Source organism: Micromonospora sp. NPDC051227 (genome assembly GCF_044455385.1).
GTDB lineage: Bacteria > Actinomycetota > Actinomycetes > Mycobacteriales > Micromonosporaceae > Micromonospora.
In genome coordinates this window covers 18102-44140 of record NZ_JBITET010000014.1, presented here as the reverse complement: position 1 = coordinate 44140, position 26039 = coordinate 18102, and the positions used below count along the sequence as shown (strand labels likewise).

The 26039-nt window shown below is 72.9% G+C and carries 25 protein-coding genes; 12 read left to right on the top strand and 13 right to left on the bottom strand.

All coding sequences use genetic code 11. From position 1 onward, the window contains the following. Positions 1–3: 3 nt before the first annotated feature. Positions 4–477 (bottom strand): NfeD family protein, encoded by a 474-nt coding sequence (locus ACIA47_RS27125; protein ID WP_091403880.1) that lies wholly within the window; start codon positions 475–477, stop codon positions 4–6. Between the two features lie 121 nt (positions 478–598). Here ACIA47_RS27125 and ACIA47_RS27120 point away from each other — a divergent pair, with 121 nt between their 5' ends. After that, positions 599–1900 carry a serine hydrolase domain-containing protein gene (locus tag ACIA47_RS27120; protein WP_396711247.1) on the top strand — a complete coding sequence of 434 codons (1302 nt, stop codon included), beginning with the start codon at positions 599–601 and terminating at the stop codon, positions 1898–1900. A gap of 33 nt (positions 1901–1933) precedes the next feature. Here ACIA47_RS27120 and ACIA47_RS27115 read toward each other — a convergent pair whose 3' ends face one another. Further along, positions 1934–2746, bottom strand: a complete 813-nt coding sequence (locus ACIA47_RS27115) for a DUF3097 domain-containing protein (protein WP_396711246.1) — start codon at positions 2744–2746, stop codon at positions 1934–1936. A 184-nt stretch (positions 2747–2930) separates the two neighbouring features. Between ACIA47_RS27115 and ACIA47_RS27110 the strand changes: the two genes are divergently transcribed. Then, a complete protein-coding gene (locus ACIA47_RS27110; protein ID WP_354944497.1) occupies positions 2931–3725 on the top strand; it encodes a hypothetical protein in 795 nt (264 codons plus the stop codon). Positions 3726–3747: 22 nt separating this feature from the next. Here ACIA47_RS27110 and ACIA47_RS27105 read toward each other — a convergent pair whose 3' ends face one another. From ACIA47_RS27105 to fabG, 4 genes are all read right to left on the bottom strand, one after another. Continuing rightward, a complete protein-coding gene (locus ACIA47_RS27105; RefSeq protein WP_203125801.1) occupies positions 3748–4527 on the bottom strand; it encodes an HAD-IIA family hydrolase in 780 nt (259 codons plus the stop codon). Continuing rightward, a complete protein-coding gene (locus ACIA47_RS27100) occupies positions 4520–5572 on the bottom strand; it encodes a ferrochelatase (RefSeq protein ID WP_396711245.1) in 1053 nt (350 codons plus the stop codon). The genes ACIA47_RS27105 and ACIA47_RS27100 overlap by 8 nt, the downstream gene beginning before the upstream one ends. Before the next feature lie 99 nt (positions 5573–5671). After that, positions 5672–6439: an enoyl-ACP reductase FabI gene (gene fabI / locus ACIA47_RS27095; protein ID WP_091403861.1), complete on the bottom strand. Its 768-nt coding sequence runs from the start codon at positions 6437–6439 to the stop codon at positions 5672–5674. Positions 6440–6466: 27 nt separating this feature from the next. After that, complete coding sequence (gene fabG / locus ACIA47_RS27090) at positions 6467–7171, bottom strand: 3-oxoacyl-ACP reductase FabG (RefSeq protein WP_091403857.1); 705 nt, start codon at positions 7169–7171, stop codon at positions 6467–6469. A gap of 155 nt (positions 7172–7326) precedes the next feature. On the opposite strand from fabG, the gene ACIA47_RS27085 reads away from it, so the two are divergent. From ACIA47_RS27085 to ACIA47_RS27070, 4 genes are all read left to right on the top strand, one after another. Then, positions 7327–8556, top strand: coding sequence for a sensor histidine kinase (locus tag ACIA47_RS27085; protein WP_396711244.1), 1230 nt, complete (start codon positions 7327–7329; stop codon positions 8554–8556). Further along, a complete protein-coding gene (locus tag ACIA47_RS27080; RefSeq protein WP_091403852.1) occupies positions 8553–9215 on the top strand; it encodes a response regulator transcription factor in 663 nt (220 codons plus the stop codon). Before ACIA47_RS27085 ends, ACIA47_RS27080 begins: the two co-directional genes overlap by 4 nt. Positions 9216–9314: 99 nt before the next feature. After that, positions 9315–10220, top strand: coding sequence for an alpha/beta hydrolase (locus ACIA47_RS27075; RefSeq protein ID WP_396711243.1), 906 nt, complete (start codon positions 9315–9317; stop codon positions 10218–10220). After that, positions 10217–11482, top strand: a complete 1266-nt coding sequence (locus ACIA47_RS27070; protein WP_396711242.1) for an acyltransferase — start codon at positions 10217–10219, stop codon at positions 11480–11482. Before ACIA47_RS27075 ends, ACIA47_RS27070 begins: the two co-directional genes overlap by 4 nt. Positions 11483–11838: 356 nt before the next feature. Here ACIA47_RS27070 and ACIA47_RS27065 read toward each other — a convergent pair whose 3' ends face one another. Genes ACIA47_RS27065 through ACIA47_RS27055 form a run of 3 tightly spaced genes read right to left on the bottom strand, consistent with a single transcriptional unit; the run spans position 11839 to position 14863 of the window. Next, the gene (locus ACIA47_RS27065) at positions 11839–12789 is read right to left on the bottom strand and encodes a VWA domain-containing protein (protein WP_112619645.1); all 951 of its coding nucleotides are present in this window, start codon (positions 12787–12789) and stop codon (positions 11839–11841) included. Further along, the gene (locus ACIA47_RS27060; RefSeq protein WP_112603426.1) at positions 12786–13787 is read right to left on the bottom strand and encodes a DUF58 domain-containing protein; all 1002 of its coding nucleotides are present in this window, start codon (positions 13785–13787) and stop codon (positions 12786–12788) included. The genes ACIA47_RS27065 and ACIA47_RS27060 overlap by 4 nt, the downstream gene beginning before the upstream one ends. Beyond that, entirely contained in the window at positions 13766–14863 is a 1098-nt protein-coding gene (locus ACIA47_RS27055) for a MoxR family ATPase (RefSeq protein ID WP_196924350.1), read from the bottom strand. Before ACIA47_RS27055 ends, ACIA47_RS27060 begins: the two co-directional genes overlap by 22 nt. A gap of 241 nt (positions 14864–15104) precedes the next feature. Here ACIA47_RS27055 and ACIA47_RS27050 point away from each other — a divergent pair, with 241 nt between their 5' ends. From ACIA47_RS27050 to ACIA47_RS27040, 3 genes are all read left to right on the top strand, one after another. After that, positions 15105–15335: a hypothetical protein gene (locus tag ACIA47_RS27050; RefSeq protein WP_203125796.1), complete on the top strand. Its 231-nt coding sequence runs from the start codon at positions 15105–15107 to the stop codon at positions 15333–15335. 242 nt (positions 15336–15577) lie between these two features. After that, on the top strand, positions 15578–16111 hold the full coding sequence (locus ACIA47_RS27045; RefSeq protein ID WP_238672716.1) for a PH domain-containing protein: 534 nt from the start codon (positions 15578–15580) through the stop codon (positions 16109–16111). A 43-nt stretch (positions 16112–16154) separates the two neighbouring features. Further along, a complete protein-coding gene (locus ACIA47_RS27040; protein ID WP_396711241.1) occupies positions 16155–17666 on the top strand; it encodes a PH domain-containing protein in 1512 nt (503 codons plus the stop codon). Between the two features lie 129 nt (positions 17667–17795). Here the strand turns inward: ACIA47_RS27040 and ACIA47_RS27035 are convergent, their stop codons facing one another. Continuing rightward, the gene (locus tag ACIA47_RS27035) at positions 17796–18875 is read right to left on the bottom strand and encodes a phosphatase PAP2 family protein (RefSeq protein ID WP_396711240.1); all 1080 of its coding nucleotides are present in this window, start codon (positions 18873–18875) and stop codon (positions 17796–17798) included. Positions 18876–19002: 127 nt separating this feature from the next. Here ACIA47_RS27035 and ACIA47_RS27030 point away from each other — a divergent pair, with 127 nt between their 5' ends. Next, positions 19003–19407, top strand: a complete 405-nt coding sequence (locus tag ACIA47_RS27030) for a thioesterase family protein (protein WP_030488289.1) — start codon at positions 19003–19005, stop codon at positions 19405–19407. After that, positions 19404–20234 (top strand): MBL fold metallo-hydrolase, encoded by an 831-nt coding sequence (locus ACIA47_RS27025; protein ID WP_396711239.1) that lies wholly within the window; start codon positions 19404–19406, stop codon positions 20232–20234. Before ACIA47_RS27030 ends, ACIA47_RS27025 begins: the two co-directional genes overlap by 4 nt. A 5-nt stretch (positions 20235–20239) precedes the next feature. Here the strand turns inward: ACIA47_RS27025 and ACIA47_RS27020 are convergent, their stop codons facing one another. The 3 genes from ACIA47_RS27020 to ACIA47_RS27010 all read right to left on the bottom strand — a co-directional run bounded on the left by ACIA47_RS27020 (position 20240) and on the right by ACIA47_RS27010 (position 24611). Next, entirely contained in the window at positions 20240–22066 is a 1827-nt protein-coding gene (locus ACIA47_RS27020) for an alpha-galactosidase (protein ID WP_396711238.1), read from the bottom strand. A gap of 250 nt (positions 22067–22316) precedes the next feature. After that, positions 22317–23252: a carbohydrate kinase gene (locus ACIA47_RS27015; RefSeq protein WP_396711237.1), complete on the bottom strand. Its 936-nt coding sequence runs from the start codon at positions 23250–23252 to the stop codon at positions 22317–22319. A 105-nt stretch (positions 23253–23357) separates the two neighbouring features. Beyond that, on the bottom strand, positions 23358–24611 hold the full coding sequence (locus ACIA47_RS27010) for an XdhC family protein (protein ID WP_396711236.1): 1254 nt from the start codon (positions 24609–24611) through the stop codon (positions 23358–23360). Between the two features lie 273 nt (positions 24612–24884). Between ACIA47_RS27010 and ACIA47_RS27005 the strand changes: the two genes are divergently transcribed. After that, entirely contained in the window at positions 24885–25997 is a 1113-nt protein-coding gene (locus ACIA47_RS27005) for a lytic polysaccharide monooxygenase (RefSeq protein ID WP_396711235.1), read from the top strand. Positions 25998–26039 lie beyond the last annotated feature (42 nt).

Genomic DNA, 26039 nt, shown 5'->3' with positions numbered 1-26039 from the left:
CGTTCACCCTCTCGATTCCGGCAGCTCGCCGGCGGAAGAAACATCGTCCTGCCACACCAGGGCGGTAGCGCCCCGGACCTTTATCACCCGAACCCGTTGACCGGGGTCGTAGACCTGTGTCGTGTCGTACGACCGGGCACTCCACAACTCACCGTCGATCTTGACGAGACCCTGCTCGGCGTCCACCCGTTCCAGCACCAGCGCCGTGGAGCCCTCGATCGCCTCCACGCCGAACGGCTGCTCGCCACTCTCCAGCGCCGAGCGGCTGTGCCGCCGGATGACCGGTCGGACCACCACCAGGCTCAACGCCGACACCACAGCGAAGACCAGCGCCTGCACGGCGACCGGCGCGCCCAGGGCGGCCGCACCGGCGGCGGCGAACGCACCGGCCCCGAACATGATCAGAAATAGCGTCGTCGTGAAAATCTCGGCGACGGCCAGCAGCACACCCAAAACGATCCACACCACGGCGTCCACCACCCAATCGTGACACGCAAATGCACGCGCAGCCTTCCCGCGAAGATCAGTAGGCTCTGCGAGACCCTTTCCGGCCCGTCGAAAACACCACGAATCGGCGGCCCGACCCGAGGAGATCCCGTTGACAGTGCTCCCCGAGACCGCCCGACAGATCGACACCCGGGTCGCCCAGGCACAGGCCGATGGTCACACCCCGTCGCTGGTGCTGGGCGTGGTCCGCGACGGCACGCTGGCGCATGTGGCCGTCGCCGGCGAACACCCCCGCCCGGATGTCGACCTGCAGTACCGGGTGGGCTCGATCAGCAAGACGATGACCGCCACCCTGATCATGCAGTTGCGCGACGCCGGCCGACTGGCACTGGACGACCGGCTGGAGCAGCACCTGCCGGGCACCGGTGTGGGCGATCTCACACTGCGCCAACTGCTCGGCCACGCCAGCGGCATCCAACGCGAACCCGAGGGCGACTGGTGGGAGCGGACGGCAGGCGTCGACCTGGCCACCCTGCTCGCCGAGGTCGACGCCGACAAGATCGCTTACCCGCCGCACCGCGCGTACCACTACTCCAACCTGGCGTACGGGCTGCTCGGCGGGTTGCTCGAACGACTCACCGGGACACCCTGGGCCGACCTGCTCGACGAACGGGTCCTCACCCCGCTGCGCCTGCGCCGCACCACCTACGCGGCCACCGAGCCGTACGCCCGCGGCTACGTCGTCCACCCGTGGCACGGCACGTTGCGCGAGGAGCCCCGCACCGACACCGGCGCCATGGCCCCCGCCGGGCAGCTCTGGTCGACGATCGAGGACCTGGGCCGCTGGGCCGCGTTCCTGGCCGACCCCGACCCGTCGGTGCTGGCCGCCGAGACGCTGACCGAGATGTGCGCCCCCGTGGTGATCAGCGACCTCGACTCCTGGACCGGCGGGCACGGCCTGGGGCTGGAGCTCTACCGCGACGGCGAGCGCGTGTACGTCGGGCACGGCGGCTCGATGCCCGGGTACGTGGCCGCCCTCCTGGTGCACCGGCCCACCCGTACCGCCGTTGTCGGCTTCGCCAACTCGTACGGCTTCCCGATCACCGGGCTCGGCCGCCAACTGCTGACCACAGTGCTGGACGCCGAGCCGGCGTTCCCGCAGCCGTGGCGGCCGGCCACCGCCGCGCCGAATGCCGAGTTGGCCGAGCTGACCGGCCGCTGGTGGTGGATGGGCACTTCGCTGGACCTGAGCTGGGACGCGGGTGACCTGGTGGCCCACGTCCGCGGTGAGCGGGTGAGCCGGTTCACCGCCGAGGGGACGGACCGCTGGCGGGGACGTTCCGGGCCGGAGAACGGCGAGATCCTGTCGGTGCTGCGCGACGACAACGGACGGGCGGCGGCGGTCGACATCGCCACGTTCGTCTTCGCCCGCAGCCCCGACGAGGTTCCCTGACCCGCCGCTGGGCGGATCCGGCGGGCCAGGCGGTCAGGCCGGCTCGGTGACGAAGTCGATGAGGCGTTCCATGGCGTTGATCAGAGGGGTCTCCACGTCGGCGAAGCTGTTCACCCGGGACAGGATCTGCCGCCACATGTCGGCCGGCTCGGCCACCCCGAGGGCCGCGCAGACCCCCTCCTTCCATGGCCGCCCCGGCGGCACCACCGGCCAGGCCGCGATGCCCAACGCGGCCGGCTTGACCGCCTGCCACACGTCCACGTAGGGGTGCCCGGTCACCAGCACGTGCGGCGAGTTCACCCGGGCGACGATCCGGCTCTCCTTGCTGCCCGGCACCAGGTGGTCGACGAGCACGCCGAGTCGTCGGGTCGGGCCGGGGCCGAAGTTGCGCACCTCGGCGTCGAGGGCGTCGATGCCGTCCAACGGCTCGACCACCACGCCCTCGATCCGTAGGTCGTCGCCCCAGATCCGCTCGACCAGCGCGGCGTCGTGGATGCCCTCCACCCAGATCCGGCTGGCCTTCGCCACCTGGGCCCGCACGTTGTCCACGGCGACCGAACCGGACGCGGTCCGCCGACGGGCAGCCGGCACCGCCGCCCGGTTCGGGCGGCGCAGCGTCACCGGGCTGCCGTCGAGCAGGAACGCCGCCGGCAGCAGCGGGAAGTTGCGCCGTTTGCCGTGCCGGTCCTCCAACACCACCGCGCCGGCCTCGAAGCCCACCACCGCGCCGCAGAACCCGGAATCGGCATCCTCGACCACGAGATCCGGTTCGGCGTCCACCTCGGGGGTGACCTTGCGCCGTCGCCAGTCGCCCGCCAACACGTCCTCGCCGTATCGCCCCGCCATGTCGATCACGCTAAACCCAGCCCGCGCCCACCCCGGCCCCCGACACACCGCCCCGCCCCCTGACCGCCGACCACACACCCGCGCCAGGGGCCGGGGATTGGGGCGAACAGGGCAGTTGGGGGCAGGCCGGGCGACCGGAGCGGCAGCCGAGACAGGGCCGGTCGTGACCACGTACCCTTTCGGCATGTCCACCCCCGCAACGGGCGCGGTCACACTCGCGCCGCGCCGGTCCAGCCGGTTCGTTGCCTGGGTGCGCGCGTGGCGCGCCGGGTTGGTGCCCTACGACGAGGTCGCCGACGCCATCGCCGGCGACGAGGAACACCTCGTTGCGGACGCCCCGGGCACCTGGACCGACGTCCCGCTTGGCGCCGCGCTGCCCACCCTGGCCAAGCTCTCCCCGGACGAGATCCGCCTGGTGCTGCCCGCGCCGGGCGACCCCCGGGGTCTGCCCGGCCCCGGCGACTTCGCCGGTGCGGCGCTGGTCACGGGCGAGGCGGTGGTCGCCGGCGGGCTCGGGCTGATTCCCCAGGTGCGGCTGCACACCTCCGGCTCGGGGGACTGTTTCGAGACGGTGCTCTGGCGGGTCTACCCGCTGCCGGCCAACGCCCCCGCTGCGTCACTCTCGTTGCCTGGCGCCGCCGAGGCGGAGGCCGAGCTGGCCGCCGCGCTCGCCGAGACGACCGCCGTGCTGACCCGTCTCGACGTGGCCCAGTGGCGGCCCGAACTGGCCGGTGCGCTGGCCGCGCTCCGCCGCCCGGACGGCACCACCGATCTCCCACCGGGCTTCGACCCGCGAGCCCGCCGGCTCTTCGCCCGGGCCGCGGTGCTCGACCGGGTGCTGGCGTTGGCCGGGCACGCCGCCCCGGGCGGCGCGATCAACAACTACGAGGCACAGCAACGGGACGCGGCACTGCGGCCGCTCACCGCAGCCTGCCGGCAGGCGCTGGTGGCCGCCTGCAACGCCCCCCTGCGCCCCTGACCAGACCGCCGCAGCCCGCTGGTCAGATCTCGTCGAGCAGGTCCGCGACCGAGTTGATGATCCGGGACGGACGGTACGGGTAACGCTCCGCCTCGGTGCGGGTGCTGATCCCGGTGAGCACCAGGATGGTCTCCAGCCCAGCCTCCAGGCCACACAGGATGTCGGTGTCCATCCGGTCACCGATCATCGCGGTGCTCTCCGAGTGCGCGTTGATGGTGTTGAGCGCCGAGCGCATCATCATCGGGTTGGGCTTGCCGACGAAGTACGGCTCGACCCCGGTCGCCTTGGAGATCATGGCGGCGACCGAGCCGGCGGCGGGTAGCGCGCCCTCCACGGACGGGCCGGTCACGTCGGGGTTGGTGCAGATGAACCGGGCGCCGTCGTTGATCAGGCGGACGGCCTTGGTGATCGCTTCGAAGCTGTAGGTGCGGGTCTCGCCGAGCACCACGTAGTCGGGGGCGAAGTCGGTCAGCACGTAGCCGACGGCGTGCAGCGCCGTGGTCAACCCGGCCTCACCGATGACGTACGCGGTGCCACCCGGCCGCTGGTCGGCGAGGAACTGGCCGGTGGCCAGGGCGGAGGACCAGATCGACTCCTCCGGAACGTCCAGCCCCATCCGGCTGAGCCGGGCCGTCAGGTCCCGTGGGGTGTAGATCGAGTTGTTGGTCAGCACCAGGAACGGCTTGCCGGAGGCGCGCATCCGGTTGATGAACTCCGGCGCGCCGGGCACCGGCTGGCCCTCGTGCACCAGCACGCCGTCCATGTCGGTCAGCCAACTCTGCACGGGCTTACGGTCATGCATCGGTTCCCCCAGCAGACGTCGGACGACGGGTCGGCACACAACAGACGGTGGGGCAGGTGTCCCAGATGGGCAGCTCGCCCAGGCGGCGGCGCAGCTGCGCGCCGTCCGGGTCGGTCCGCTCGGTGACCAGCTCACGCACCATGGTCACGAAGCGCGGGTCGGTGCCCGGCGTGCCGGCCCGGACGAAGTCCAGGCCGAGCTGCTTCGCCGTCTCCAACGCTTCGGTGTCCAGGTCCCACACGACCTCCAGGTGATCGGAGACAAATCCGATCGGGCTGACCACCACGGCGGTGGTGCCGCCCTGCGCGAGGGCGGCCAGGTGGTCGTTGATGTCCGGTTCCAGCCACGGCACCTGCGGCGGGCCGGAGCGGCTCTGCCAGACCAGGTCGTACGCCAGGTCGGGTGCGGCGGCCGCGGCGACGAGCCGGGCGGTCTCGTGCAGCTGCGCCTCGTACCGGCCGCCGTGCGGGCCGGCGTTGGCCGCCATCGAGCTGGGGATGGAGTGGGCGGTGAAGACCAGCCGGGTGGTGTCCCGCTTCGCGGGGTCGAGCTGGCCCAGGGCCGCCCGGACCGCGTCGACGTGCGGCTCGACGAAGCCGGGGTGGTCCCAGAACTGCCGCAGCTTCTCGATCACCGGGGCGTCGGAGCCGACGGCGGCACGCGCGGCGGCGATGTCCTCCTGGTACTGGCGGCAGGATGAGTAGCCGCCGTACGCGCTGGTGACGAAGGCCAGCGCCCGGGTGACCCCGTCGTCGCGCATCTGGGTCACGGTGTCGGCGAGCATCGGGTCCCAGTTGCGGTTGCCCCAGTAGATGGGCAGGTCGAGACCGTGCGCGGCGAAGTCGGCGCGGACCGCGGCCAACAGGTCCCGGCACTGCTGGTTGATCGGGGACACCCCACCGAAGTGCTGGTAGTGCTCGGCGACCTCGGCCAGCCGCTCGGGCGGCACCCCCCGGCCCCGGGTCACGTTCTGCAGGAACGGCATCACGTCCTCGGGCCGCTCGGGCCCACCGAAGGACACCAGCACCACCGCGTCGTACGACATGGGGTCATTCTTGCCCCTCGGCCGGGACGTCCCGGCGACGCCCCCTGGTCCGGACGCGTAGATCACGCGAACGGCGACCAGGGAGCGTCGTGGTACGCGTCAGGAACCGATGGCGTGGTAGCCGCCGTCGACGTGGACGATCTCGCCGGTGGTGGCCGGGAACCAGTCGGAGAGCAGCGCCAGGCAGGCCCGCGCGGCGGGCTCCTGGTCGGTGAGGCTCCAGCCCAGCGGGGCCCGCTCGGCCCAGGCGTCCTCGAACTGGTCGAAGCCGGGGATCGACTTCGCGGCGATGGTGCGCAGCGGCCCGGCGGCGACCAGGTTGCTGCGGATGCCCTGCTTGCCCAGGTGCAGCGCCAGGTAGCGGGACGCGGACTCCAGGCCGGCCTTGGCCACGCCCATCCAGTCGTAGACCGGCCACGCCTTCGTCGCGTCGAAGGTCAGGCCGACCACCGCGCCGCCGGGCGACATCAGCGGCAGCGCCGCCATCGCGAGGGACTTGTACGAGAAGGTGGACACGTGCAGGGCGGTCGCCACGTCCTCCCAGGGCGCGTCGAGGAAGCCGCCACCCAGGCAGCTCTGCGGGGCGAAGCCGATCGAGTGCACGACACCGTCGAGGCCGTCGACGTGCTCGCGTACCCGGTCGGCGAGGCCGGCCAGGTGCTCGGTGTTTGTGACGTCCACCTCGATTACCGGCGCGGGCTCGGGGAGCCGCTTGGCGATGCGCTCGACCAGGGAGAGCCGGCCGTAGCCGGTGAGCACTACCTGCGCGCCATTTTCCTGAGCGAGCTTCGCCACCGAGAAGGCGATCGAGGCGTCGGTGATGACACCGGTGACGAGCAGTCGCTTACCGGCGAGCAGTCCGGACATCGCTGATTTCCTCCGTAGTCAAAAGGGTTAGTGGCCCATGCCGAGGCCGCCGTCGACCGGGATGACGGCGCCGGAGACGTACCCGGCGCTGTCGGAGGCCAGCCAGGTGACCACGGCGGCGACCTCGTCCGGGCTGGCCATCCGGCCGGCCGGGATGGACTTGAGGATCTCCGCCTTGCGGTCGCCGGAGAGACCGGCGGTCATGTCGGTGTCGATGAAGCCGGGCGCCACCACGTTCGCGGTGATGTTGCGGCTGCCCAGCTCCCGGGTGATCGAGCGGGCGACGCCGACGAGGCCGGCCTTGCTGGCGGCGTAGTTGACCTGCCCGGCGCCGCCGGCGAGGCCGACCACCGAGGAGATGAAGATCATGCGGCCCCACTTGGCGCGGAGCATCTTGCCGGAGGCCCGCTTCGCGACCCGGAACGCGCCGGTGAGGTTGGTGTCCACCACGTCGGTGAACTGCTCCTCGGACATCCGCAGCAGCAGCGTGTCGGCGGTCATGCCGGCGTTGGCTACCAGCACCTCGACCGGACCCAGCTCGGCCTCGACGGCGGCGAACGCGGCGTCGATCGAGGCGGCGTCGGTGACGTCGGCGCGTACGCCGAACAGCCCGTCGGGTGCCTCGCCGCTGCGGTGGGTGACCGCCACCCGGTCGCCCTGCTTGGCGAAGGCCTGCGCGATGGCCAGGCCGATCCCCCGGTTGCCCCCGGTCACCAGCACGGTACGGGCCACTGTTCCCCCTTGCGAATGGTCAGCACGGACGCGTCGGAGCCTAGGCGTTACCGGCAGGTAAGCGCTAACGGGAGTCGCGTCACACTGGGGTACCACACCGGGATCAACCCCTGGTGGCACGCCTCGTTGCGGGGTCGGCCCGTAGCCTCCGGGTGGTGAACCGGCATCCGATCGCGGTGGCCCTGCGGGCCCTACGGCAGACAGTGCTCGGCCCGGACACCCGGCCCGAACGGCCGCTGCTGGCCCGTTGGCCCGGGCCGGCCCGCTACGCCGCGCCGGTAGGCCTGCTCGCCGCGCTCGGCCTCTTCCTGATCACGTTGACAGTGGAGAGCGACTGGGGCCTGCCGCCGCCGATCGCGCTCCTGTTCGCGGCGATGACAGTGGCGCCGCTGCTGGCGCTGCCCCGGCGTCCGCTGCTGGCCTGGCGGCTGACGGTACTGGCCCTGCTGATCTGCACGTTCAACGCCCCGGCCGACCAGGCCTGGCCGTGGACCCCGCCGCTGGCACTCGGGTCGATCGCGGTGCTGGCGGTGGTCGTCGCACGGGTCGACCGGCCGGTGCTGGTCTGGGTGGTGACGATCAGCACGGTGCCGGTGCTCACCCTGGTCCATCCCGACAACCGGGTCCCCGTCCTGCTGCTGCTCGGCGCGCTGGCGATCGTCGGCGACCTGATCCGTCGCAACCGACTGTCCCGGCACGCGCTGGCGGCGCAGGCCGAGCTGAGCGAACGGGAGCAGGAGCGCCGCGCGGTGCTGGAGGAACGCACCCGCATCGCCCGGGAACTGCACGACGTGGTGGCCCACCACATGTCACTGATCGCGGTGCAGGCGGAGACCGCCCCGTACCGCCTGACGGACGTGCCGGCCCCGGCAGCCGCGGAGTTCGTCGCCATCGCCGCGTCGGCCCGCGACGCGCTCACCGACATGCGGCGACTGTTGGGGGTGCTGCGCAGCGAGACGACCGGACCGGAGACCGCGCCGCAACCGGACCTCACCGACCTGGGTGCGATGGTGGACGCGGCACGCCGGGCCGGGCTGCCGGTCACCCTGGACGCCGAGCCGGTGGACGACGACCGGGTGCCCGCGCCGGTCGGGCTGGCCGCGTACCGCATCGTCCAGGAGGGCCTGGCCAACGCGGCCCGCCACGCGGCCGGCGCCGCGGTGCGGGTCACCGTCCGCGCCGTTTCATCTGGCCTGGGGGTACGCGTCGAAAACTCCCCGGCCGACGTCCGACCGACCGCCGACGGCGGCTCCGGGCACGGACTGACCGGCATGCGGGAGCGGGCCACCTCGCTGGGCGGTACGTTCACCGCCGGGCCGCTGCCCGACGGGGGTTACGCGGTGGCGGCCGAGTTGCCGTACGACGCGGAGGGCGGGGACCGATGATCCGGGTGCTGATCGCCGACGACCAGGCGATGGTCCGGCAGGGTTTCGGCGCGCTGCTGGCCGCCCAACCGGATCTGCTGGTCGTGGGGGACGCCGCCGACGGCGCGCAGGCGGTGGCCGCCGCCCGCCACCTCGACCCGGACGTGGTGCTGATGGACGTGCGGATGCCGGTCATGGACGGGCTGGAGGCCACCCGCAAGCTGCTTGGTGACCGGTCGACGCAGCGACCCCGGGTGCTCATCCTCACCACCTTCGACCTGGACGACTACGTGTACGAGGCGCTGCGCGCCGGGGCCAGCGGGTTCCTGCTCAAGGACGCCCCGGCGGCCGATCTGGTGCAGGCGGTGCGGGTGGTGGCGGCCGGGGACGCGCTGCTCGCCCCGGGGGTCACCCGTCGGCTGATCGCCGAGTTCGCGGCCCGTCCGGACCGCCGCCGCCCGCGCCCCACCGACCTGGCCGGGCTCACCCCGCGCGAGACCGAGGTGCTGCGGTTGATCGCCCGGGGCCGCAACAACGCGGAGATCGCGGGTGACCTGGTGGTGGCCGAGCAGACCGTGAAGACGCACGTCGGGCGGATCCTGGCCAAGCTGGGTCTGCGCGACCGGGCCCAGGCCGTGGTGCTGGCGTACGAGACGGGTCTGGTGGCCGCCGGCGAGTAGCCCCGGGGAGCCAGCCCGGGAACGGCTCTGCGGGACGACGACCGGGCCCCGCCCCTGGGCGCACTGTCCCTCCGGACGACATTCCGGAGGGAGAACGTGATGCGACGACGAGGTGCCAGCCGGGTGGCGATGGCCGCGCTGCTCGGCGTGAACCTGGTTCTGCCGACCCGACCCGAGCCGGCCACGGCGACGGGGTTCGTCGAGGCGTACCCCGTGATGGCGGCGGCGATGCGCGCGGCCGGCCCTCCGTACGCGGACTGGGCGGCCGACGGACGCCGGTTCCTGCTGTTCGACGAGCGCGGTGACGGCCGCGCGGTCGAGGTGTTCGGCGACCTCGCCGACGCGGACCGGATCGCGGTGCTGGTGCCGGGGGTCGGCAGCACCCTCGCCGACTTCGACCGGGGGTTGGGCGGGGTCGCCCGGCGGGCGCCGGCGGTGCAGGCCGGGCAGCTCTACCGGGAGCTGCGGGCGACCGACCCGGCGGCACGGGTCGCGGTGCTGGCCTGGCTCGGCTACGACCCGCCCGACGGGGTGTTGACCGCCGCCGGTGGCGTCAGCGCGCGGCGCGGCGCGGCCGGGCTGGCCACGCTGCTGCGGGAGCTGGCCGGGCGGCGTCCGGCGGCGACGATCACGCTGGTCGGGCACAGCTACGGGTCGCTGGTGGTGTCGCTGGCGGCGGCGGAGGCCCCTACCCAGGTCACCGACGTGGTCAGCCTCGGCGGCGTCGGCGCCGGGGTGCAGCGCGCCGACGACCTGCCCGGCGGGCGGCGGTTCTGGGCGGCCGAGGCGCCGACCGACTGGATCCGTCGGGTACCGCCGGTGCGCCTGCCCGGTCTGGGTTTCGGCCGGCGACCCGGCGACCCGGCGTTCGGTGCCCGACCCCTGCCGGTGGGTGGGGTGGCGGGGCACGACGGTTACCTCGCGTCGGGCAGCGCCGCCCTGGTCGCGGTGGCGGCGGTCGTGCTGGGCGGCGTCGACGCCGACCGGATCGGAGACGCCCGGTGAGCCGGGACCGTGCCGTCGACGCGCTGCGGGCGTACGCCATCGGCGGGGTGGTGCTGGGGCACTGGCTGGTCACCGGGTTGGTGTTGACCGGCGACGGCGGGCTGCACCAGGCCAGCCCGCTGACCGCCCTGCCCGACCTGGCCCCGATGACCTGGGTATTGCAGACGCTCGGGTTGTTCTTCTTCACCGCCGGGTTCGGCTCGACCCGGTCGCTGGCCCGCTGTCCGCGCGGCGCGGGCGGTTGGCTGGCCGGTCGGCTGCGCCGGCTGCTGCTGCCCACTGTGGCGCTGCTCGGTGTGGGTGCCGCCGTGCTGCTGGCCGCCACCGTCGTCGGCACCTCGGACGACACGCTCGCCGTCGCGCTGCGGCTGGCGGTCAGCCCGTTGTGGTTCCTGCTACCGCTGGTGATCCTGGTCACGGTGACCGGCCCGCTGCGCGTCGCCGTACGCCGGTGGGGGGTGGCGCGGTGCGGGGCACCGGCGGTGGCCGTGGTGGCAGCGGTCGACCTGGCCGTCCGGCTACTGCCGTCGGGCACCGACCTGCCCCCGGTCACCGTGCTGGCGGCCTGGTCGGTGCCGTACCTGCTGGGTGTGGCGCACGCCGACGGGCGGCTGGACGGCCGGCGGGCGGGCGGCACGTTGGCGGCCGGTGGAGCGGTCGCGCTGGCGGCGCTGCTGGCGCTGGGCTACCCGGTGAGCGCGGTCGGCATTCCCGGGGCCGGGGTGTCCAACCTGAACCCGCCGTCACTGCTGGTCGTGGCGCTGGCGGTGACCCAGGTCGGGCTGGGGCTGCTCGCCCGGCCGGCACTGTACCGGCTGCTGACCCGGCCGCTGCCGGGCGCAGCGGTGACCGAGGTGAACCGGTCCGCCGTCCGGATCTACCTGTGGCACCAGCCGGTACTGGTGGCAGTGACCGCGCTCACCGCCCGCAGCGGGCTGGCGCTGCCCGGTCTGCACACCGCCCCGGACGGCCCGGGGTGGGTGCTGGCACGCTGCTGCTGGCTGCCGTTGCTCGCCGTGGTGCTGGTCACGGTGGTGCGGGTCGGGCAGCCGAAGTCGTTTCGGCGAGGCGTAAGCGCTGGTGGCGACCGGCGTCGCCAACCGGGCGGTGGAGGGGTCGCCGGCCGGTCGGCCGAGTGCGTTCCGCCGGCACCGCAGGTGTACGATCATCGACGTTCCGGCCCGCCCGACTTGCAGGAGGTGATCGCTGTGCGAGATAGCGATCCTCCCAGTCGTGGCCGGGCCGATGGTCAGTCCCGCTGAGCCACGACTCAGTCTGGTGAGCTGACCCCGCTCCGCTCCCCACCACGTCGGCAACTGCCGAGGTGAGTGTGCCGCGCCGCCCCATCCCGGGCGGTCGCCGGGAGCCGCCCGGTCACGACTTCGTGTGCGCGTCCCCACCCCCTGCGGTCCGCCCCCGCACGCGGACCGTCCAGCCGCCACCCGGAGCCGTCCATGAGCCGCTACGTCGCCCCGCTGGGCTTCACCCTCGCCGCCGTCTGGGTGGCCATCGTCTTCGTGCTCGCCGGTGGCGGTCACTGACCGCTCCGGATCGGCGGCGGCTGGCGCTGCCCCGTGCTGGTGCCGGCGGCGGTCGCTGACCGCCGCCGGCGCACCGGCTACAGCATCCGGGACGACCAGAGCAGACTGAACGCGCCCGCGCAGAGCGCCAGCAGCAACGCCACCCCGGCGTACCACTGGGTCACCTCACGCGGCTCGGTGCGGAACCCGATCGAGCTGCCCATGTCCTGATAGACCTGCTTCAGCTCGCTCACCGAGGCCGCCTCGTAGAAGTAACCCTCGGTGGTCTCGGCCAGCTCGGCGAGGGCCATCCGGTCCACCGGCACCCGCTGCAACTGCCCGCCGATGTCGACCTGGCCGGTGTCGGTGCCGAAGGCGATGGTGGAGACCGGAACGTTGGCGGCCTGCGCGGCCGCCGCCGCCTCCTCCACCGCCCGACCGGAGGTCCGGAAGCCGTCGGAGAGCAGCACGATCCGGGCCGGCGGAATGCCCGCCGCGCCATCGGTCGGCACCGACCGGATCGCCTCCAGGCAGGTGAACACCGCCTCGCCGGTCGCGGTCGCCTCGGCCAGCACCAGCCCGTCGATGGCGCTGGTCACCGCGTCCCGGTCCTTGCCCGGCGGCACCAGCACGTTGGCCGCCTTGGCGAACGACACGAGACCCAGGTTGTAGCTCTCCGGCAGCTCACTGACGAACTGCTTGGCCGCCTCCTGGGCCGCCTCCAGCCGGTTCGGTGCCACGTCGTCGGCCTGCATCGACAACGACACGTCGATGGCGAGCATCACGGTGGCCCGCTCCAGCGGTTCCTTGGTGTCCACAGCGGGACGGGCCAGCGCGGTGGCCAGCACCAGCAGGCAGAGCAGGAACGCGGTCGCCGGGACGTGCCGACGCCAGCCCAGGCCCTTCGGCGCGACAGTACGCAGCAGGTCCACGTTGGTGAACCGCATCGCGTACGCCCGACGGTGCAACTGCCGCCAGACGTAGAACGCGGCGAGGGCGAAGACCGGCAGCACGGCCAGCAGCCACCACGGTTGCAGAAAACGGATCATCGTGTCGTCCCCCGGGTACGCGCGTGCCGCTGCGCGGCCACGAATCGCACCATGTCCAGCAGCCAGTCTCGGTCGGTACGCAGACGCAGGTGGGCCGCGCCGGCGCCGCGCAGGGCGGCGGCGATCGTGGCCCGTTGGGCGGTGGCGGCCTCGGCGTAACGCTGCCGCAGCCGTGGGTCGGCGGTCTGCACCTCGTGCAGCTCGCCGCTCTCCGGGTCGACCACCGGCAACACGCCCACGTCGGGCAGCTCCAGCTCACGCGGGTCGACCACTTCGATCGCCAGCACGTCGTGGCGGACGCGCAGCTTGCGCATCGGCCGCGCCCACTGCTCGGCCGGCGCGAGGAAGTCCGAGACCACCACGGCCACCCCGCGACGGCGGGGCGGACGGTTGAGCATCTCGATCAGGGCGCCCAGATCACCACGGCCGGGCTGGATGGCGGTGCCGGCGACGGCACGCAGCAGGCCCTGCGCCTCCTTCCGTCCGGAGCGGGCCGGCAGCCGGGTGAGCACCCCGGGGCCGGCCGGCGGTGGTCCGCCCCGCCAGCGTCGGGCCGGGGCGGACACCCCGCCGCCGGTGCCGATCACGGCGCCGATCCGGTTACCTCCGCGCACTGTCAGGTGGGTGATGGCGGCCGCGGCGGCCACCACGACCTCCCGTTTGAGCCACTGCCCGGTCCCGAAGTCCAGGCTGGCGGAGAGATCCAGCGCGAGCCAGGTCTCCAGCTCCCTGTCGGCGACCGTACGCCGCACGTGCGGTGTGGTGGTCCGGGCCGTGACCGGCCAGTCCATCCGGCGCACGTCGTCACCGGGGCGGTACTCCCGGGACTCACCCGCCTCACTGCCCGGTCCGGGCAGCAGGCCGGCGTAGTCGCCCTGGAGCAGACCGTCGAGCTTGCGGGTGACGAGCAGCTGAAGCCGGGACAGCACGGCCTCGCTACGGTCGGCGAGGGGGGCCGGACGAGGGGTGGGTGAGGTCACGGGCGCTGCCCGGGCCAGCCAGCGCCCGGCGGCGGCGCGATCGACGGCGGGGTGGCCTGCTGCCGGGGAGCGACCGCCGGGAGCGGGATCGTCGACATCACCCGCTGCACGATGTGGTCGGCGGGCACGTCGTCGGCGAGCGCGTCGTAGCTGAGCACCAACCGGTGCCGCAGGATGTCCGGCGCGATGTCCTGCACGTCCTGCGGCAGCGCGTAGTCACGCCCGCGCAGCAACGCCAGGGCGCGGGTGGCCCGGACCAGACCCAGCGAGGCGCGCGGGCTGGCCCCGTACTGGATCAGTTGCGCGACGTCGGGCATGCCGTGTTCTGCCGGGGCCCGGGTGGCCAGCACCAACCGGACCGCGTAGTCGACCAGGGCGTTGTGGACGAAGACCTGGTCCGCCTTGCGTTGCAGGGCGATCAGCTCCGGGGTGTCGAACACCGCGGTCGGCTCGGGCGCGGCCACGCCCATCCGGTAGACGATCTCCCGTTCCTCCGCGTCGGTCGGGTAGCCCACCACGATCTTCATGAGGAACCGGTCCCGCTGCGCCTCGGGCAGCGGGTAGACGCCCTCCTGCTCGATCGGGTTCTGGGTGGCCATCACCAGGAACGGGTCGGGCACCCGGTGGCTCTCCCCACCGATGGACACCTGCCGCTCGCTCATGACCTCCAGCAGCGCGGACTGCACCTTCGCCGGCGCCCGGTTGATCTCGTCGGCGAGCAGGAAGTTGACGAAGACCGGCCCGAGCTCGACGTCGAACTTCTCACTGGACTGCCGGTAGATCCGGGTGCCCATGATGTCGGCGGGCACCAGGTCCGGGGTGAACTGCACCCGGGCGAAGGACCCACCGACGACCTTGGCGAGGGTTTCCACCGCCAGGGTCTTGGCCACCCCGGGCACGCCTTCGAGCAGGCAGTGGCCGCGGGCGAGCAGCGCGACGAACATCCGCTCCACCATCCGGTCCTGCCCGACGATCACACGTTTGATCTCGAACAGGCCCTTCTCCAGCAGGGTGGCGTCCTGCGCCGGTGTGGTCACCGGCGCGGGTGCCGCTCCGTTCGGCGTCGGGGCGTCGGGCATGGTCGGCTGGGCCACCGGTCCTCCACAGCGTTTGTCGGTCGTCGCGGCTCGTGCGGTATCAAGACTCGCACGCCTTGCTGAGTGTGGAGGTGGGGAGAAGCCGATTTTGGCCGCGCCGTCCCCAGCAGCCGAATCGCGCATCTTGGGTGTGCACGGACCGGCCCGTCGCGTGTACGATTCACCCCGTCGCCGGGCGGCTCCCCCCGTGGTCGCCCGGCGCTCAACCTCCCCGTCCCGCCGCCTTAGACTGGCCGGGATGAGCATCCCCTCCCCCGCCGACGAGGCCCTGGTCTGTTCGGCCCGGGGCTGCCGGTCCGCCGCCATCTGGGCGCTGGAGTGGAACAATCCCCGTCTGCACGACGCCGATCGGCGCAAGACCTGGTTGGCCTGCGCCCAGCACCGGCGCAGCCTCGGTGACTTCCTCGACGCTCGAGGCTTCCTGCGTGCCGTCACTCCGGTGCCCGGATCGCCTACGCTCGACCTGTGAGCGGCGACCCTTCGGCTTCCCCCGGCCCCACCTCCCCGTCCTGGCCGCCCACCCCGGCCACCGCACCACCCGGCGTCGATCCGCCGCCCGGCGCGTTCCCGGCACCCGGCACGCTCGGCCCGGAGCCCACCGCGCCGGATGTCTCGACGCCCGCGCCACTGCCACCGGGCGCGCTGCCGCCCGGTCACCGGCCGGCACCCGCCGTCGACCAGCGGGCGCCCGACCTGCCACCCCCCGGCCTTTTGCCGCCCGAGCCCGGCGCTCTGCTGACGGCTGCGCCGGGTGGTCGGGGTCCGCTGGAGCCCTGGCCGGACACTGTCAACTGGCAGCCGATCTCCACAGACCTGATCTGGGTGGAGCTGATCCGGCTGGCGATCGTGGTCGCCATCGGGCTGGCGGTGACCGGGGTCGGCTGGGCGTTCAGCGGTCACTGGTTGTTCGGGCTCGCCGTGGCCGTCGTGCTGGTGCTCGGCGCGTGGCGGGCCGTCGCGATCGTCCGCGCGGTTCGGGCCTGGGGGTACGCCGAGCGGGAGAACGACCTGCTGGTCCGGCACGGCCTGCTGGTCCGCCGGCTCTCCATCGTGCCGTACTCGCGGATGCAGTTCGTCGACGTGAGCGCCGGGCCGTTGGAGCGCGCCTTCGACCTGGCCACCGTGCAGCTGCACACCGCGGCGGCCGCGAGCGACGCCCGGGTGCCCGGGCTGCGCCCGGCGGAGGCGTCCCGGCTGCGCGATCGACTCACCGCGCTCGGCGAGGACCGGGCGGAGGGGCTGTGAGCACCCGCGCGGGCAGCCGCCGACCGCGCCGAGGGCCGCTCCGATGAGCGACAGGCCCGCCGAGCCGAGCACCGTGCCACCCACCGGCCCGACACCACCGGGACCGGTGCTGCCCGGTGGCTCGGCACCCGCTGGCGCGGCGCCGCCTGGGCCGGTGCCGACTGGCGCGGCACCCGATGGGCCGGCGCCGCCCGGAACGCCCGCGCCGTGGCCGGCACCACCGGTCGGCGGCGAGGGCGAACCCCGGCAGCGACTGCACCCGCTCAGCCCGGTGCTGCACGGCGCCAAGTCCCTGGTCGTGGTGATCGCCGGGCTGTCCTGGTCGACGCTGTCCCGGGTGGGCTTCGGCTGGTTCGCCGCCATGGTGGCGGTGCTGGCGCTCGGCGCGACAGTGCTGTCGGTGGTCAGTTGGTACAACACCGGCTACCACGTCGTCGGCCGGGAACTGCGGGTGTACGAGGGGCTGCTCTGGCGGCGTACCCGGGCCATCCCGTTGGAACGGTTGCAGGCCGTGGAGGTGGTCCGGCCGCTGCTCGCCCAGCTCACCGGCCTGGCCGAGCTGCGCCTGGAAGTGGTCGGCGGAGGCAAGACCGAGGCGCCACTGGCGTACCTCGGGGTGGCCGACGCGGCAGTGCTGCGCGAGCGTCTGCTGGCGCTGGCCGGGCGGGTGGCGCAGCAGCCCGCGCCCGGCGACCCGGCGGCCCCGGCGGCCCCGGGTGCGACGGCGCCACCGGCGGCCGTGCCGGGCCGGCCACTGCACGCGGTACGCAACCAGAACCTGCTGATCAGCCAACTGCTCACTCCGCAGGCGTTCCTGCTTCCGTTCGGTGTGGCCTTCGTCGTGGTGCAGTTCCTCACCGCCGGTTCGTGGTCGTTCGTCGCGGTGGCGAGCACCCTGACCGCGATGGCGGGTGTGCTGCTGCAACCGATCCGCCGGGTCCTCGACGACTGGAACTTCCGGCTGGCCCGCGACTGCGGCACGCTGCGGGTGCACAACGGCCTGCTGGAGACGCGGGCGCAGACCGTGCCGCTGGAGCGGGTGCAGACCGTGCGGGCCACCTGGCCGTTGCTGTGGCGGATGAAGGGCTGGCTGCGGCTGCGGCTGGAGGTGGCCGGTTACTCCGTCGCGGAGGCCGACGACCGCAACCGGCCCGACCGGCTGCTGCCGGTCGGGGACCTGCCGACGGCGACGATGATCGTCGCCGAGGTGCTTCCCGGGGTACGCCTCGACACGCTCACGTTGAGCCCACCTCCGCGCCGGACCCGTTGGCTGCACCCGCTGGGCCGTGCCGCGTTCGGCGCGGGGCTGTTCGAGCGGGTGTTCGCCACCCGGTCCGGGCGGCTCACCCGGCAGTTGGTGATCGTGCCGTACGCCCGGATCCAGAGCGTGCGAGTGGTCCAGGGGCCCATCCAGCGCCGTCTCGGGTTGGCCACCGTCCACGCGGACACCGCGGGCGGTTCCGGCGCCACCGCTCAGGACCGCGACCTGGCCGAGGCCTGGGCCCTGGCCGCCGACCTGACCACAAGAGCCCAGACCGCCCGCACCCAACCCTGACCCTCCCCCACATCCTCGCCCCGCCTCGCTAGTTGATCATGACGCTATTGCCCCGACACGCCGCCGTGCGGGAAGGCAAATAACTTCATGATCAACCGAGCAGGACCGGGGCTGGGGGCCGGGGTGGGGTTAGTGGTCGGCGGGGACTGAGGAGGGGTTGGTGGTGGTGTCTGGTTCGCGGGGGGTCGGGGGTTCCGGCTGATTGGTCGTGGGGTCGGTGGGCTGCTCCGTGGGCGGTGCCGCCTTGGCGCTCGGGTGGCGGGCGCGCCACGCCGCCCAGCCGCGCTCCGCCAAGCCGACCACCAGGAAGGTCAGCCCCACGTACGCCCAGCCGACCAGCACGTCGATCACGTAGTGCTCACCTGAGTAGACCAGGGTGAAGGTCATCGCCAGCGGGTACGCGAGCAGCAGCGGCCACCAGCGACGACGGGTGGCGGTCAGGAAGAACAGCACCACGAACAACGCCCACGCGGTGTGCAGCGACGGCATCGCGGCGACCGGGTTGGAGGCGATCTGACCGGCGTTGAGGACGTTTCCGGCGCCGTGCATGCCGAACGCCTTCCAACCCCGCGTCGAGATCCGGGCGACCTCGGTGAGCAGGCCGTTCTGCGCCGCCCACCAGGGCGGGGCGGCCGGGTAGATGAAGTAGGTGACCAGGCCGGCCGCGCAGAGGAAACCCCAGCGCCTCATGTACGCGGCCCAGCGGTGCCGGTCGCGCAGCCAGAGCACCGCGGCGGCGGCCAGCGCCACCACGAAGTGGGAGAAGTACACCCAGCTTGCCGCGACATCCCACCAGTGCACCTGCGGGTGGTAGAGGTGCTGCTGCAACCAGACGGTGGGCACCTCACCACCGGTGGCCCAGCCGAACATGAACCGGTCGGCGACGATCAGCTCCATCGCGTGCGGCGTGGCCCCGTTGTCGGCGAACCCGCGCGAGAGGTTGTAGATCACGAACAGCAGCACCACCGGCACCCAGTCCCGGGCGAAGCGCAGGTGGCTGCGCCACGGTCGCTCGCTGTTCCAGGCGATCGTCGCCAGCCAGATCCAGACGAAGGCGTACGCCGGGTCGGTGGGCAGGCCGATGGCCAGCCACGCGGCGACGAAGGCGACCGCCCAGACGGTCATGGCGACGACGCGCCGACGACCCCCGTCCGGGGACGCGGGCGGGTCGGTCCGGGCGGGGGGCTGGGGGTCAGTCACGACGGCCATCGGGGTCAAGGTTAACGACGGGGACGGCATCGACCGACGGGGACCACCCGTTGGCCGTCGGGGATGGCCGCGCCCGGATCGTCGGGCGCGTGCTCGACGCGTCCAGCGAGCACCTAGGCTGACGACCATGCAGGAGCAGCCCGAGCCGGCCTTCGCGCCGGGTCTGACCGCCCAGGTCGAGTTGACCGTCACCGACGCGGACACCGCCCAGGCGGTCGGTTCCGGGGACGTACCGGTGCTGGGCACTCCCCGGGTGCTGGCGCTTGCCGAGGCGGCCACCGTCGCGGCGACGGCGACCGGGATGCCGCCCGGGTCGACGACAGTGGGCACCCGGGTCGAGTTGGAGCACCTGGCGCCGACAGTGGTCGGCCGGACGGTCCGCGCTCAGGCGCTGCTGGCGACCGTCGACGGTCGCCGGCTGTCGTTCGAGGTCACCGTCAGCGACGGTGACCAGACGGTGGCCCGGGGCCGGGTGGACCGGATCCTGGTCGACCGGGGACGCTTCGTCGAGCGCGCCGGACGGGCCTCGTGAACGCCGGCTTCGTCGAGGTCGCCGACCGGATGTACGTCCTGGCCGAGCCGCTGCTGCGGGTCAACGTCACACTGGTCGTCGGCGCCGACGAGGCGCTACTGGTGGACACGCTCTCCTCGGCCGCCCAGGCCACCGAGCTGGCCGCGGCCGTCCGGGCGGTCACCGACCGTCCGTTGACGCTGGTCAACACCCACCACCACTACGACCACTGCTTCGGCAACGCCGTCCTGGCCGGCGACCCACCCCGCCCGGTGTACGCGCACGAACTGGCCGCCACCGCCCTCCGCGAGGAGCCGGAGCGGCTGCGCCGGGAGGCGTACGAGGAGTTGCGCACGGAGCACCCGGCGCTCGCCGCCGAGCTGGCCGACACCCCGCTGCTCGCCCCCACGCACACCGTGCACGTCGAGACGGTCCTCGACCTGGGCGGTCGACGGGTGCTGCTGCGCCACCCCGGGCGGGGGCACACCGAGGCCGACCTGGTGGTGCACGTGCCGGACGCCGACGTGTTGGTGGCCGGGGACCTGGTGGAGCAGAGCGGCCCGCCCGCCTTCGAGGACTCGTACCCGTTGCAGTGGCCGGACGCGGTCGCGGATCTGCTGCGACTGACCACCGCGCGCACGCTGGTGATCCCGGGCCACGGCGACCCGGTGGACGTCGACTTCGTCCGGGCCCAGCACGCGGAGCTGGCGAAGCTGGCCTGGCTGATCCGGGCCGCGCACACCGGCAGCGCCCCGCCGGAGCGGGTGGCCGCCGAGGCCCCCTTCGGCGCCCGCCCCGCCCTGGTCGCCACCCACCGCGCCTACCTCCAGCTGAACGGCGACGCCTGACCCGCCTACACCGAGGTGCGTCGCCACTGCTGGTTGGCGCCGGTGCCACACGTCCACTGCACGACGCGGGCACCGTCGGTGGTGGCGGCGTTGAGCACCTCCAGGCACTTGCCGCTGTGCCGGGCGACGAGCTGCACGTACCCCGAGCCAACATCCTGTACGCGCCACTGCTGGTTCGTGCCGCCGTTGCAGCTCCACTGGATCACGCGGACCCCGTCGGCGGTCGCGGTCGCGCCGCCGTACACGTCGAGGCACTTGCCGCTGTGCACGCTGACCACCGTCTGGTAACCCCCGCCCGCGTCCTGGAAGCGCCACCGCTGGTTGGGCTGACCGTTCGCGGCCCACTGCACCAGCTCGGCGCCGTCGGTGGTCGCGTTGTTGTAGACGTCCAGCAGCTTGCCGCTGTGCCGGGCGGTGAGGGTGTACGTGGTCGGCACCGGCACTGTGGTGTCCGGGGCCAGCCGGTACAGCCCGGCCCCGTGGGCCGGGAGCGACCGGGTGAGGGTGCCGGTCACCGTGCCGAGGGCCGCGCCGGACCACAGGTCGGTCACGGCGGCCGACCCGATGCCGAGGTCGGCGAGGTTCACCGACACCTGCCACGCGCTGCTGTCCCTGTTGAACAGGGCCACGTACCGGTCGTTGCCGCCCGGCACGTCGGCGGTCCACACCTGCCGGCTGCCGCCGTAGAGCTGACGGTTGTTCGTGCTGTTCTGGTTGACCCCCAGGACCGCCGCGTTGGTCATCAACGCCAACTCCGCGGCGCGGTTCTCGACCAGGTTGCCGCCCCACATCAGCGGCGCCCGGTTGATCGCCCAGAGCGACATCAGGGTGCGCTGCTCGTCGGAGGTCAGGTTGGAGTATCGCGGCGACCCGACCGGCCCGTACTTGGAGAGCCGACCGATCGGGATCATGTCGGCGTCGGGCCAGGCGCCGGTGGTGCGGTACGGGGTCCAGTTGCGCAGTTGGTCGAAGAGCGCGTCCACTGACGACCAGTTGTCCCAGAGATCGTTGACGATCCGCCACATGTGGGCGTTGGCCTGGACGTGTGCGCCGCTGGCCAGCGAGGTCGGGCCGGGTGACAGGCTCAGCACCATCGGGCGACCGCTGCGCTGGATGGCCAGTCGGTATCCCTCAACCTCCGACTGCCGGTACGTCGGGGCTGCGATGTCGTCCACCTTCACGTAGTCCACCCCCCAGGACGCCAGCAACTGGAACGTCGAGTCCAGGTAGGTCTGAGCGCAGGGGTTGGACATGTTCAGGCCCCACATCAGGTTGAGCCAGGCCGCGGTGGTGGTGTTGTTGATCTGGTTGGCACGGCAGGTGGTGCCGAGGATCGGGACGTTGTCGGCGACCGCCTGCCGGGGGATGCCGCGCATCAGGTGGACGCCGAACTTCAGCCCCTGCCCGTGGACGTAGTCGGCCAGCGGCTTGAACCCGTTCTCACCTGCGGCGGAGGGGAACCGGGTGGTGTCCGGCAGCAGCCGCCCGTTGGCGTCCATCCGGAGCCGGGGTTGCAGGTTCGCGTCCTGGTTGGGGCTGTTGTTGTGCCGACCGGGGTAGTACCAGGCCCAGTCGATCACCACGTACTGCCAGCCGAACTGCCGTAGGTTGGCGCCCATGTAGTCGGCGTTGGCCCGGACGTCGGCCTCGGTAACGCTCCAGTTGAACGAGTCGTAGCTGTTCCAGCCCATCGGCGGGGTGTCGGCCACCCCGTTGTCCCACGCCACCGCCCGCTCCGGCGGGTCGGCGACGACCATCCCGGCAGCCACGAGCAGCATGACCAGCAGGGCCGCGACGCGGCGGAACGCCAGAGGTACCAGAACCACCCGCATCAGAGCCTCCCCGACGACGCCCACAATCACATTGGATGTCGTCGATGTCAACGCTCACAAAACCGCAGGTCAACCCACACTCGACCCCCGGCCTCGCCCCCCGACCCGCCCCTGCCCCTGCCCCTGCCCCTGCCCCTGCCGCTGCCCCTGCCGCTGCCGCGATCTTGCACTTTATGTGGGGCCAAAGCCGAGCAAAGCGGACCAAACGTCGACCGAAAGTGCAAGATCGGCGGGGGCGGGGTCGCTGGGGTTAGGTGTGGAAGCGGTTTTGGACGTCGGTGCGGGTGGGCATGGCGGTGGCGCCGCCCGGGGATTCGCAGACCAGGCCGGCAACCCGCAGCGCGAACGCGACCCGGTCGGTCCAGCCGGACGGGCTCTCCGGTTCGCCGTCGACGAGCAGGTCGGCGATCAGCGCGGCCATCACGGAGTCACCAGCGCCGGTGGCGTCGATCGCGTTGACAGTGGGCGCGGGCACCCGGACCGGGTCGGCGTCGGCGGCGGCCAGCACCGCACCGGCCGCGCCGAGCGTCACCACAACAGTGGCCGCCCCCAATTCACGCAGGTACGCCGCCACCCCCTCGACCGGCTCGCCGGGATAGAGCAGCACCGCATCGGCGGCGCTCAGCTTGACCAGGTGCGCCCCGGCGGCGAACTCGGCCACCACTTCGCGCAGCCCTTCCAGCGCGGCCGGCCCGTTCAGCAGCCGGGGACGTACGTTCGGGTCGAAGACCCGCAGACCGGCGGCGAGCCCCCAGGCCCGGCGGGCGGCGGCCAGCGTGTCGGGCCGGAGCAGCACGATCGAGCCGCAGTAGAGCACGTCGGCGCCCTCCAGCAGCGCCAGGTCCAGATCGTCGGGGCCGAGCAGTCCGTAAGAGGCCGGCTCGCCGTAGAAACGGAAGTCCGGCTCCGGCCCCGCGTACGTGACCACCGCGAGCGTGGTCGGCGCCGGGACCGTGATCGCACCGGCCACCCCGACGTCGGCAGCGGTGAGGAAGGCGCGGATCCGGCCGCCCAGCGCGTCGTCACCCAGCGAGCCGACGAACTGTGCCGCACCGCCGAGTCGGGCCACCCCGACCGCTACGTTCAGTGGCCCGCCGCCGATGGCCTGCCGATAGACCCGTTCCCCGTCGAGCTCGCTGTCGAGCAGGTCGACGAGCGCTTCACCGAGCACCACCGCGTATCCCATGCCGATCCTCTCGTCGTCGCCACCGGCCGCCGATCGCCGAGCCGATCTCCGTGGCACCAGGCTGGCACAGCGCACGGCCCGATGGGCGCCGAAGGCCACGGCGCGCTACCCCGGCTGGTGGATCGGCCCGTCGAGTACCGCGAGGGGGCGACCGGTGCCGCCCCACCGGGCCGCGACGATCTGCGCGGCCACACTCACGGCGGTCTCCTCGGGGGTACGACCACCGAGGTCCAACCCGATCGGGGAGGCGAGCCGGGCGAGCTGCGCCGGGCTGAGCCCCGCCTCGCTCAGCAGCTTGTGTCGCTCATCGTGGGTGCGTCGTGAGCCCATCGCGCCGACGTACGCCAGCGGGTGGCGCAGCGCCAGTTCCAGCAACGGCACGTCGAACCTGGGGTCGTGGGTGAGCACGCACAGCACCGTCCGCTCGTCGAGCCGATCGGCAGCCAATTCGGTACGCAGGTAACGGTGCGGCCACTGCACCACCACCTCGTCCGCCTCGGGGAAGCGCCGCGCGGTGGCGAAGACCGGCCGGGCGTCGCAGACGGTGACCCGGTAGCCGAGGAACGCGCCGATCCGGGCCACCGCGGCGGCGAAGTCGATCGCCCCGAAGACGATCATCCGGGGCGGGGTGGCGTACGCCGTCACGAAGAGGCTGATGCCGCTGCCTCGGCGCTGCCCGTGGTACCCGTACCGGAGCATTCCGCTGCGCCCGGCGGCGAGCAGCCCGAGGGCGTCGGCGCTGGCGGCGTCGTCGAGCCGGTCGTCGCCGAGCGAGCCGACGGACCGCTGGCCGGTCAGCACCAGCCGCCGGCCAAGCCGCCGGGCCGGGTCGGTCGGTCCGGTGCTGGGAGAACTGCCGGCGTCGGCGGGTGGATCGTGGTTGACGTCGGCGGCCACGCAGGTGACGATCGCCGCCGGGTGGCCGCTGCGGCGGGCGGCGACGACCGCGTCCAGCGCCGGCAGGGCGCTCGCATCGACGCGCTCCACGAACACGTCGAGGATGCCGCCGCAGGTCAGGCCCACGGTGTACGCGTCGTCGTCGCTGATCCCGTAGCGGCACAGCTCGGGTTGGCCGGTGTCGAGCACACGGCGGGCCCGTTCGTAGAGATCCGCCTCGACGCAGCCGCCGGAGACGCTGCCGATGACCGTGCCGTCGGTCGCGACCGCCATGGCGGTACCGGGTGGCTGCGGGGCGGAGTGCCAGGTTGCCACCACGGTGGCCAGCGCGATCGGCTCGCCGTCGCGGCACCGGCGGTGCACCTCGTCGAACACGTCCGGCACCGGCTGCCGCCTCTCCGTTCCCGCTCCCCGTACGCAGGATATGGCGTCCAGCCGCGACCGGCGGGTCTTCTCATGCATCGAGGAAGGCCTATTGCGCTCGGCCCTGCGGCGTGGTGGGATGACGCGTACCGGGCGGTGCGAGGGCTGCGGCACCGCCGGTTGCCGGGTTGGTTAGACGCGAGGGCACCGGTCCAGGACAGGACCGTCGACGGCGCACGTCCACCGGCTGTTTCCGCTGGGGCACGTCGCCGTGATCGTCGCACCGCTCACCACAGCGGGGCGATCAGGCCACATTCCACCCGATGGCAGCGGGGCGGCTCAGGCAGCGCGCCTCGCGAGTCAGGAGAACCCGTGAATCGTTCCCGTACGGCCGCGTTACTCACCGCGGCCGTGACCGTCGCGCTGGGCGCTGTCGCCCTGGCGTCCAATCCTCAGCCGGCCGCCGCGCACGGCGCGGCGATGACGCCGGGCAGCCGCACCTACCTGTGCTGGCAGGACGGCCGCAGCCAGACCGGTGAGATCAGGCCGAACAACCCCGCGTGCTCTGCCGCCGTGGCGCAGAGCGGGGCGAACTCGCTGTACAACTGGTTCAGCGTGCTGCGCTCCGACGCTGGCGGCCGGACCACCGGCTTCATCCCGGACGGGCAGCTGTGCAGCGGCGGCAACACCGGTTTCCGCGGCTACGACCTGCCCCGCACCGACTGGCCGCTGACCCACCTGACCGCCGGGGCGCGGTTGGACTTCAAGTACAGCAACTGGGCGCACCACCCGGGCACGTTCTACTTCTACGTGACGAAGAACAGCTGGAGCCCGACCCGGGCCCTGGCCTGGAGTGACCTGGAGGAGCCGTTCCTGACGGTGACCAACCCGCCGCAGCGCGGCTCGGTCGGCAGCAACGACGGGCACTACTACTTCAGCGGCAACCTGCCGTCGGGTAAGAGTGGCCGGCACATCATCTACTCCCGCTGGGTCCGCTCGGACTCGCAGGAGAACTTCTTCGGATGCTCCGACGTGACCTTCGACGGCGGCAACGGCCAGGTCACCGGCGTGGGCCCGGGTGGCACGCCGACCACCCCGCCGCCGACCACCCCGCCGCCCACCGACCCGCCGCCCACCACGCCGCCGCCGACCGACCCGCCGCCCACCACCCCGCCGCCGGGCGGTGACTGCATGGCCGTCTACAAGGTGAGCAGCACCTGGCAGGGCGGCTTCCAGGGCGAGGTCACGATCATGAACCACGGCAGTACGCCGTTCTCCGGTTGGACGGCGAGCTGGACCTGGCCCAACGGGCAGTCGATCAGTCAGATCTGGGGTGCCACCCAGACATCGTCCGGCTCTACGGTGACGGCGACGAACGTCGCCTACAACGGCACAGTCGCACCGGAAGGCACCACAACGTTCGGCTTCCTGGCCAGCTCCACAGGAACCAACGGACTCCCCACTGTCACCTGCGCCCGCCGCTAACCACCACCACCCAGTGAAATGATCAAGAGGTTTGCGTCACCG

Coding starts and splice junctions, on each gene's coding strand:
- ACIA47_RS27030 (WP_030488289.1), top strand. CDS start 19,003: ATGCAGGAGCAGCCCGAGCCGGCCTTCGCGCCGGGTCTGACCGCCCAG.
- ACIA47_RS27020 (WP_396711238.1), bottom strand. CDS start 22,066: ATGCGGGTGGTTCTGGTACCTCTGGCGTTCCGCCGCGTCGCGGCCCTG.
- ACIA47_RS27035 (WP_396711240.1), bottom strand. CDS start 18,875: ATGGCCGTCGTGACTGACCCCCAGCCCCCCGCCCGGACCGACCCGCCC.
- ACIA47_RS27015 (WP_396711237.1), bottom strand. CDS start 23,252: ATGGGATACGCGGTGGTGCTCGGTGAAGCGCTCGTCGACCTGCTCGAC.
- ACIA47_RS27075 (WP_396711243.1), top strand. CDS start 9,315: ATGCGACGACGAGGTGCCAGCCGGGTGGCGATGGCCGCGCTGCTCGGC.
- fabI (WP_091403861.1), bottom strand. CDS start 6,439: ATGTCCGGACTGCTCGCCGGTAAGCGACTGCTCGTCACCGGTGTCATC.
- ACIA47_RS27065 (WP_112619645.1), bottom strand. CDS start 12,789: ATGATCCGTTTTCTGCAACCGTGGTGGCTGCTGGCCGTGCTGCCGGTC.
- ACIA47_RS27080 (WP_091403852.1), top strand. CDS start 8,553: ATGATCCGGGTGCTGATCGCCGACGACCAGGCGATGGTCCGGCAGGGT.
- ACIA47_RS27040 (WP_396711241.1), top strand. CDS start 16,155: ATGAGCGACAGGCCCGCCGAGCCGAGCACCGTGCCACCCACCGGCCCG.
- ACIA47_RS27110 (WP_354944497.1), top strand. CDS start 2,931: ATGTCCACCCCCGCAACGGGCGCGGTCACACTCGCGCCGCGCCGGTCC.
- ACIA47_RS27100 (WP_396711245.1), bottom strand. CDS start 5,572: ATGTCGTACGACGCGGTGGTGCTGGTGTCCTTCGGTGGGCCCGAGCGG.
- ACIA47_RS27010 (WP_396711236.1), bottom strand. CDS start 24,611: ATGCATGAGAAGACCCGCCGGTCGCGGCTGGACGCCATATCCTGCGTA.
- ACIA47_RS27115 (WP_396711246.1), bottom strand. CDS start 2,746: ATGGCGGGGCGATACGGCGAGGACGTGTTGGCGGGCGACTGGCGACGG.
- ACIA47_RS27050 (WP_203125796.1), top strand. CDS start 15,105: ATGAGCATCCCCTCCCCCGCCGACGAGGCCCTGGTCTGTTCGGCCCGG.
- ACIA47_RS27105 (WP_203125801.1), bottom strand. CDS start 4,527: ATGCATGACCGTAAGCCCGTGCAGAGTTGGCTGACCGACATGGACGGC.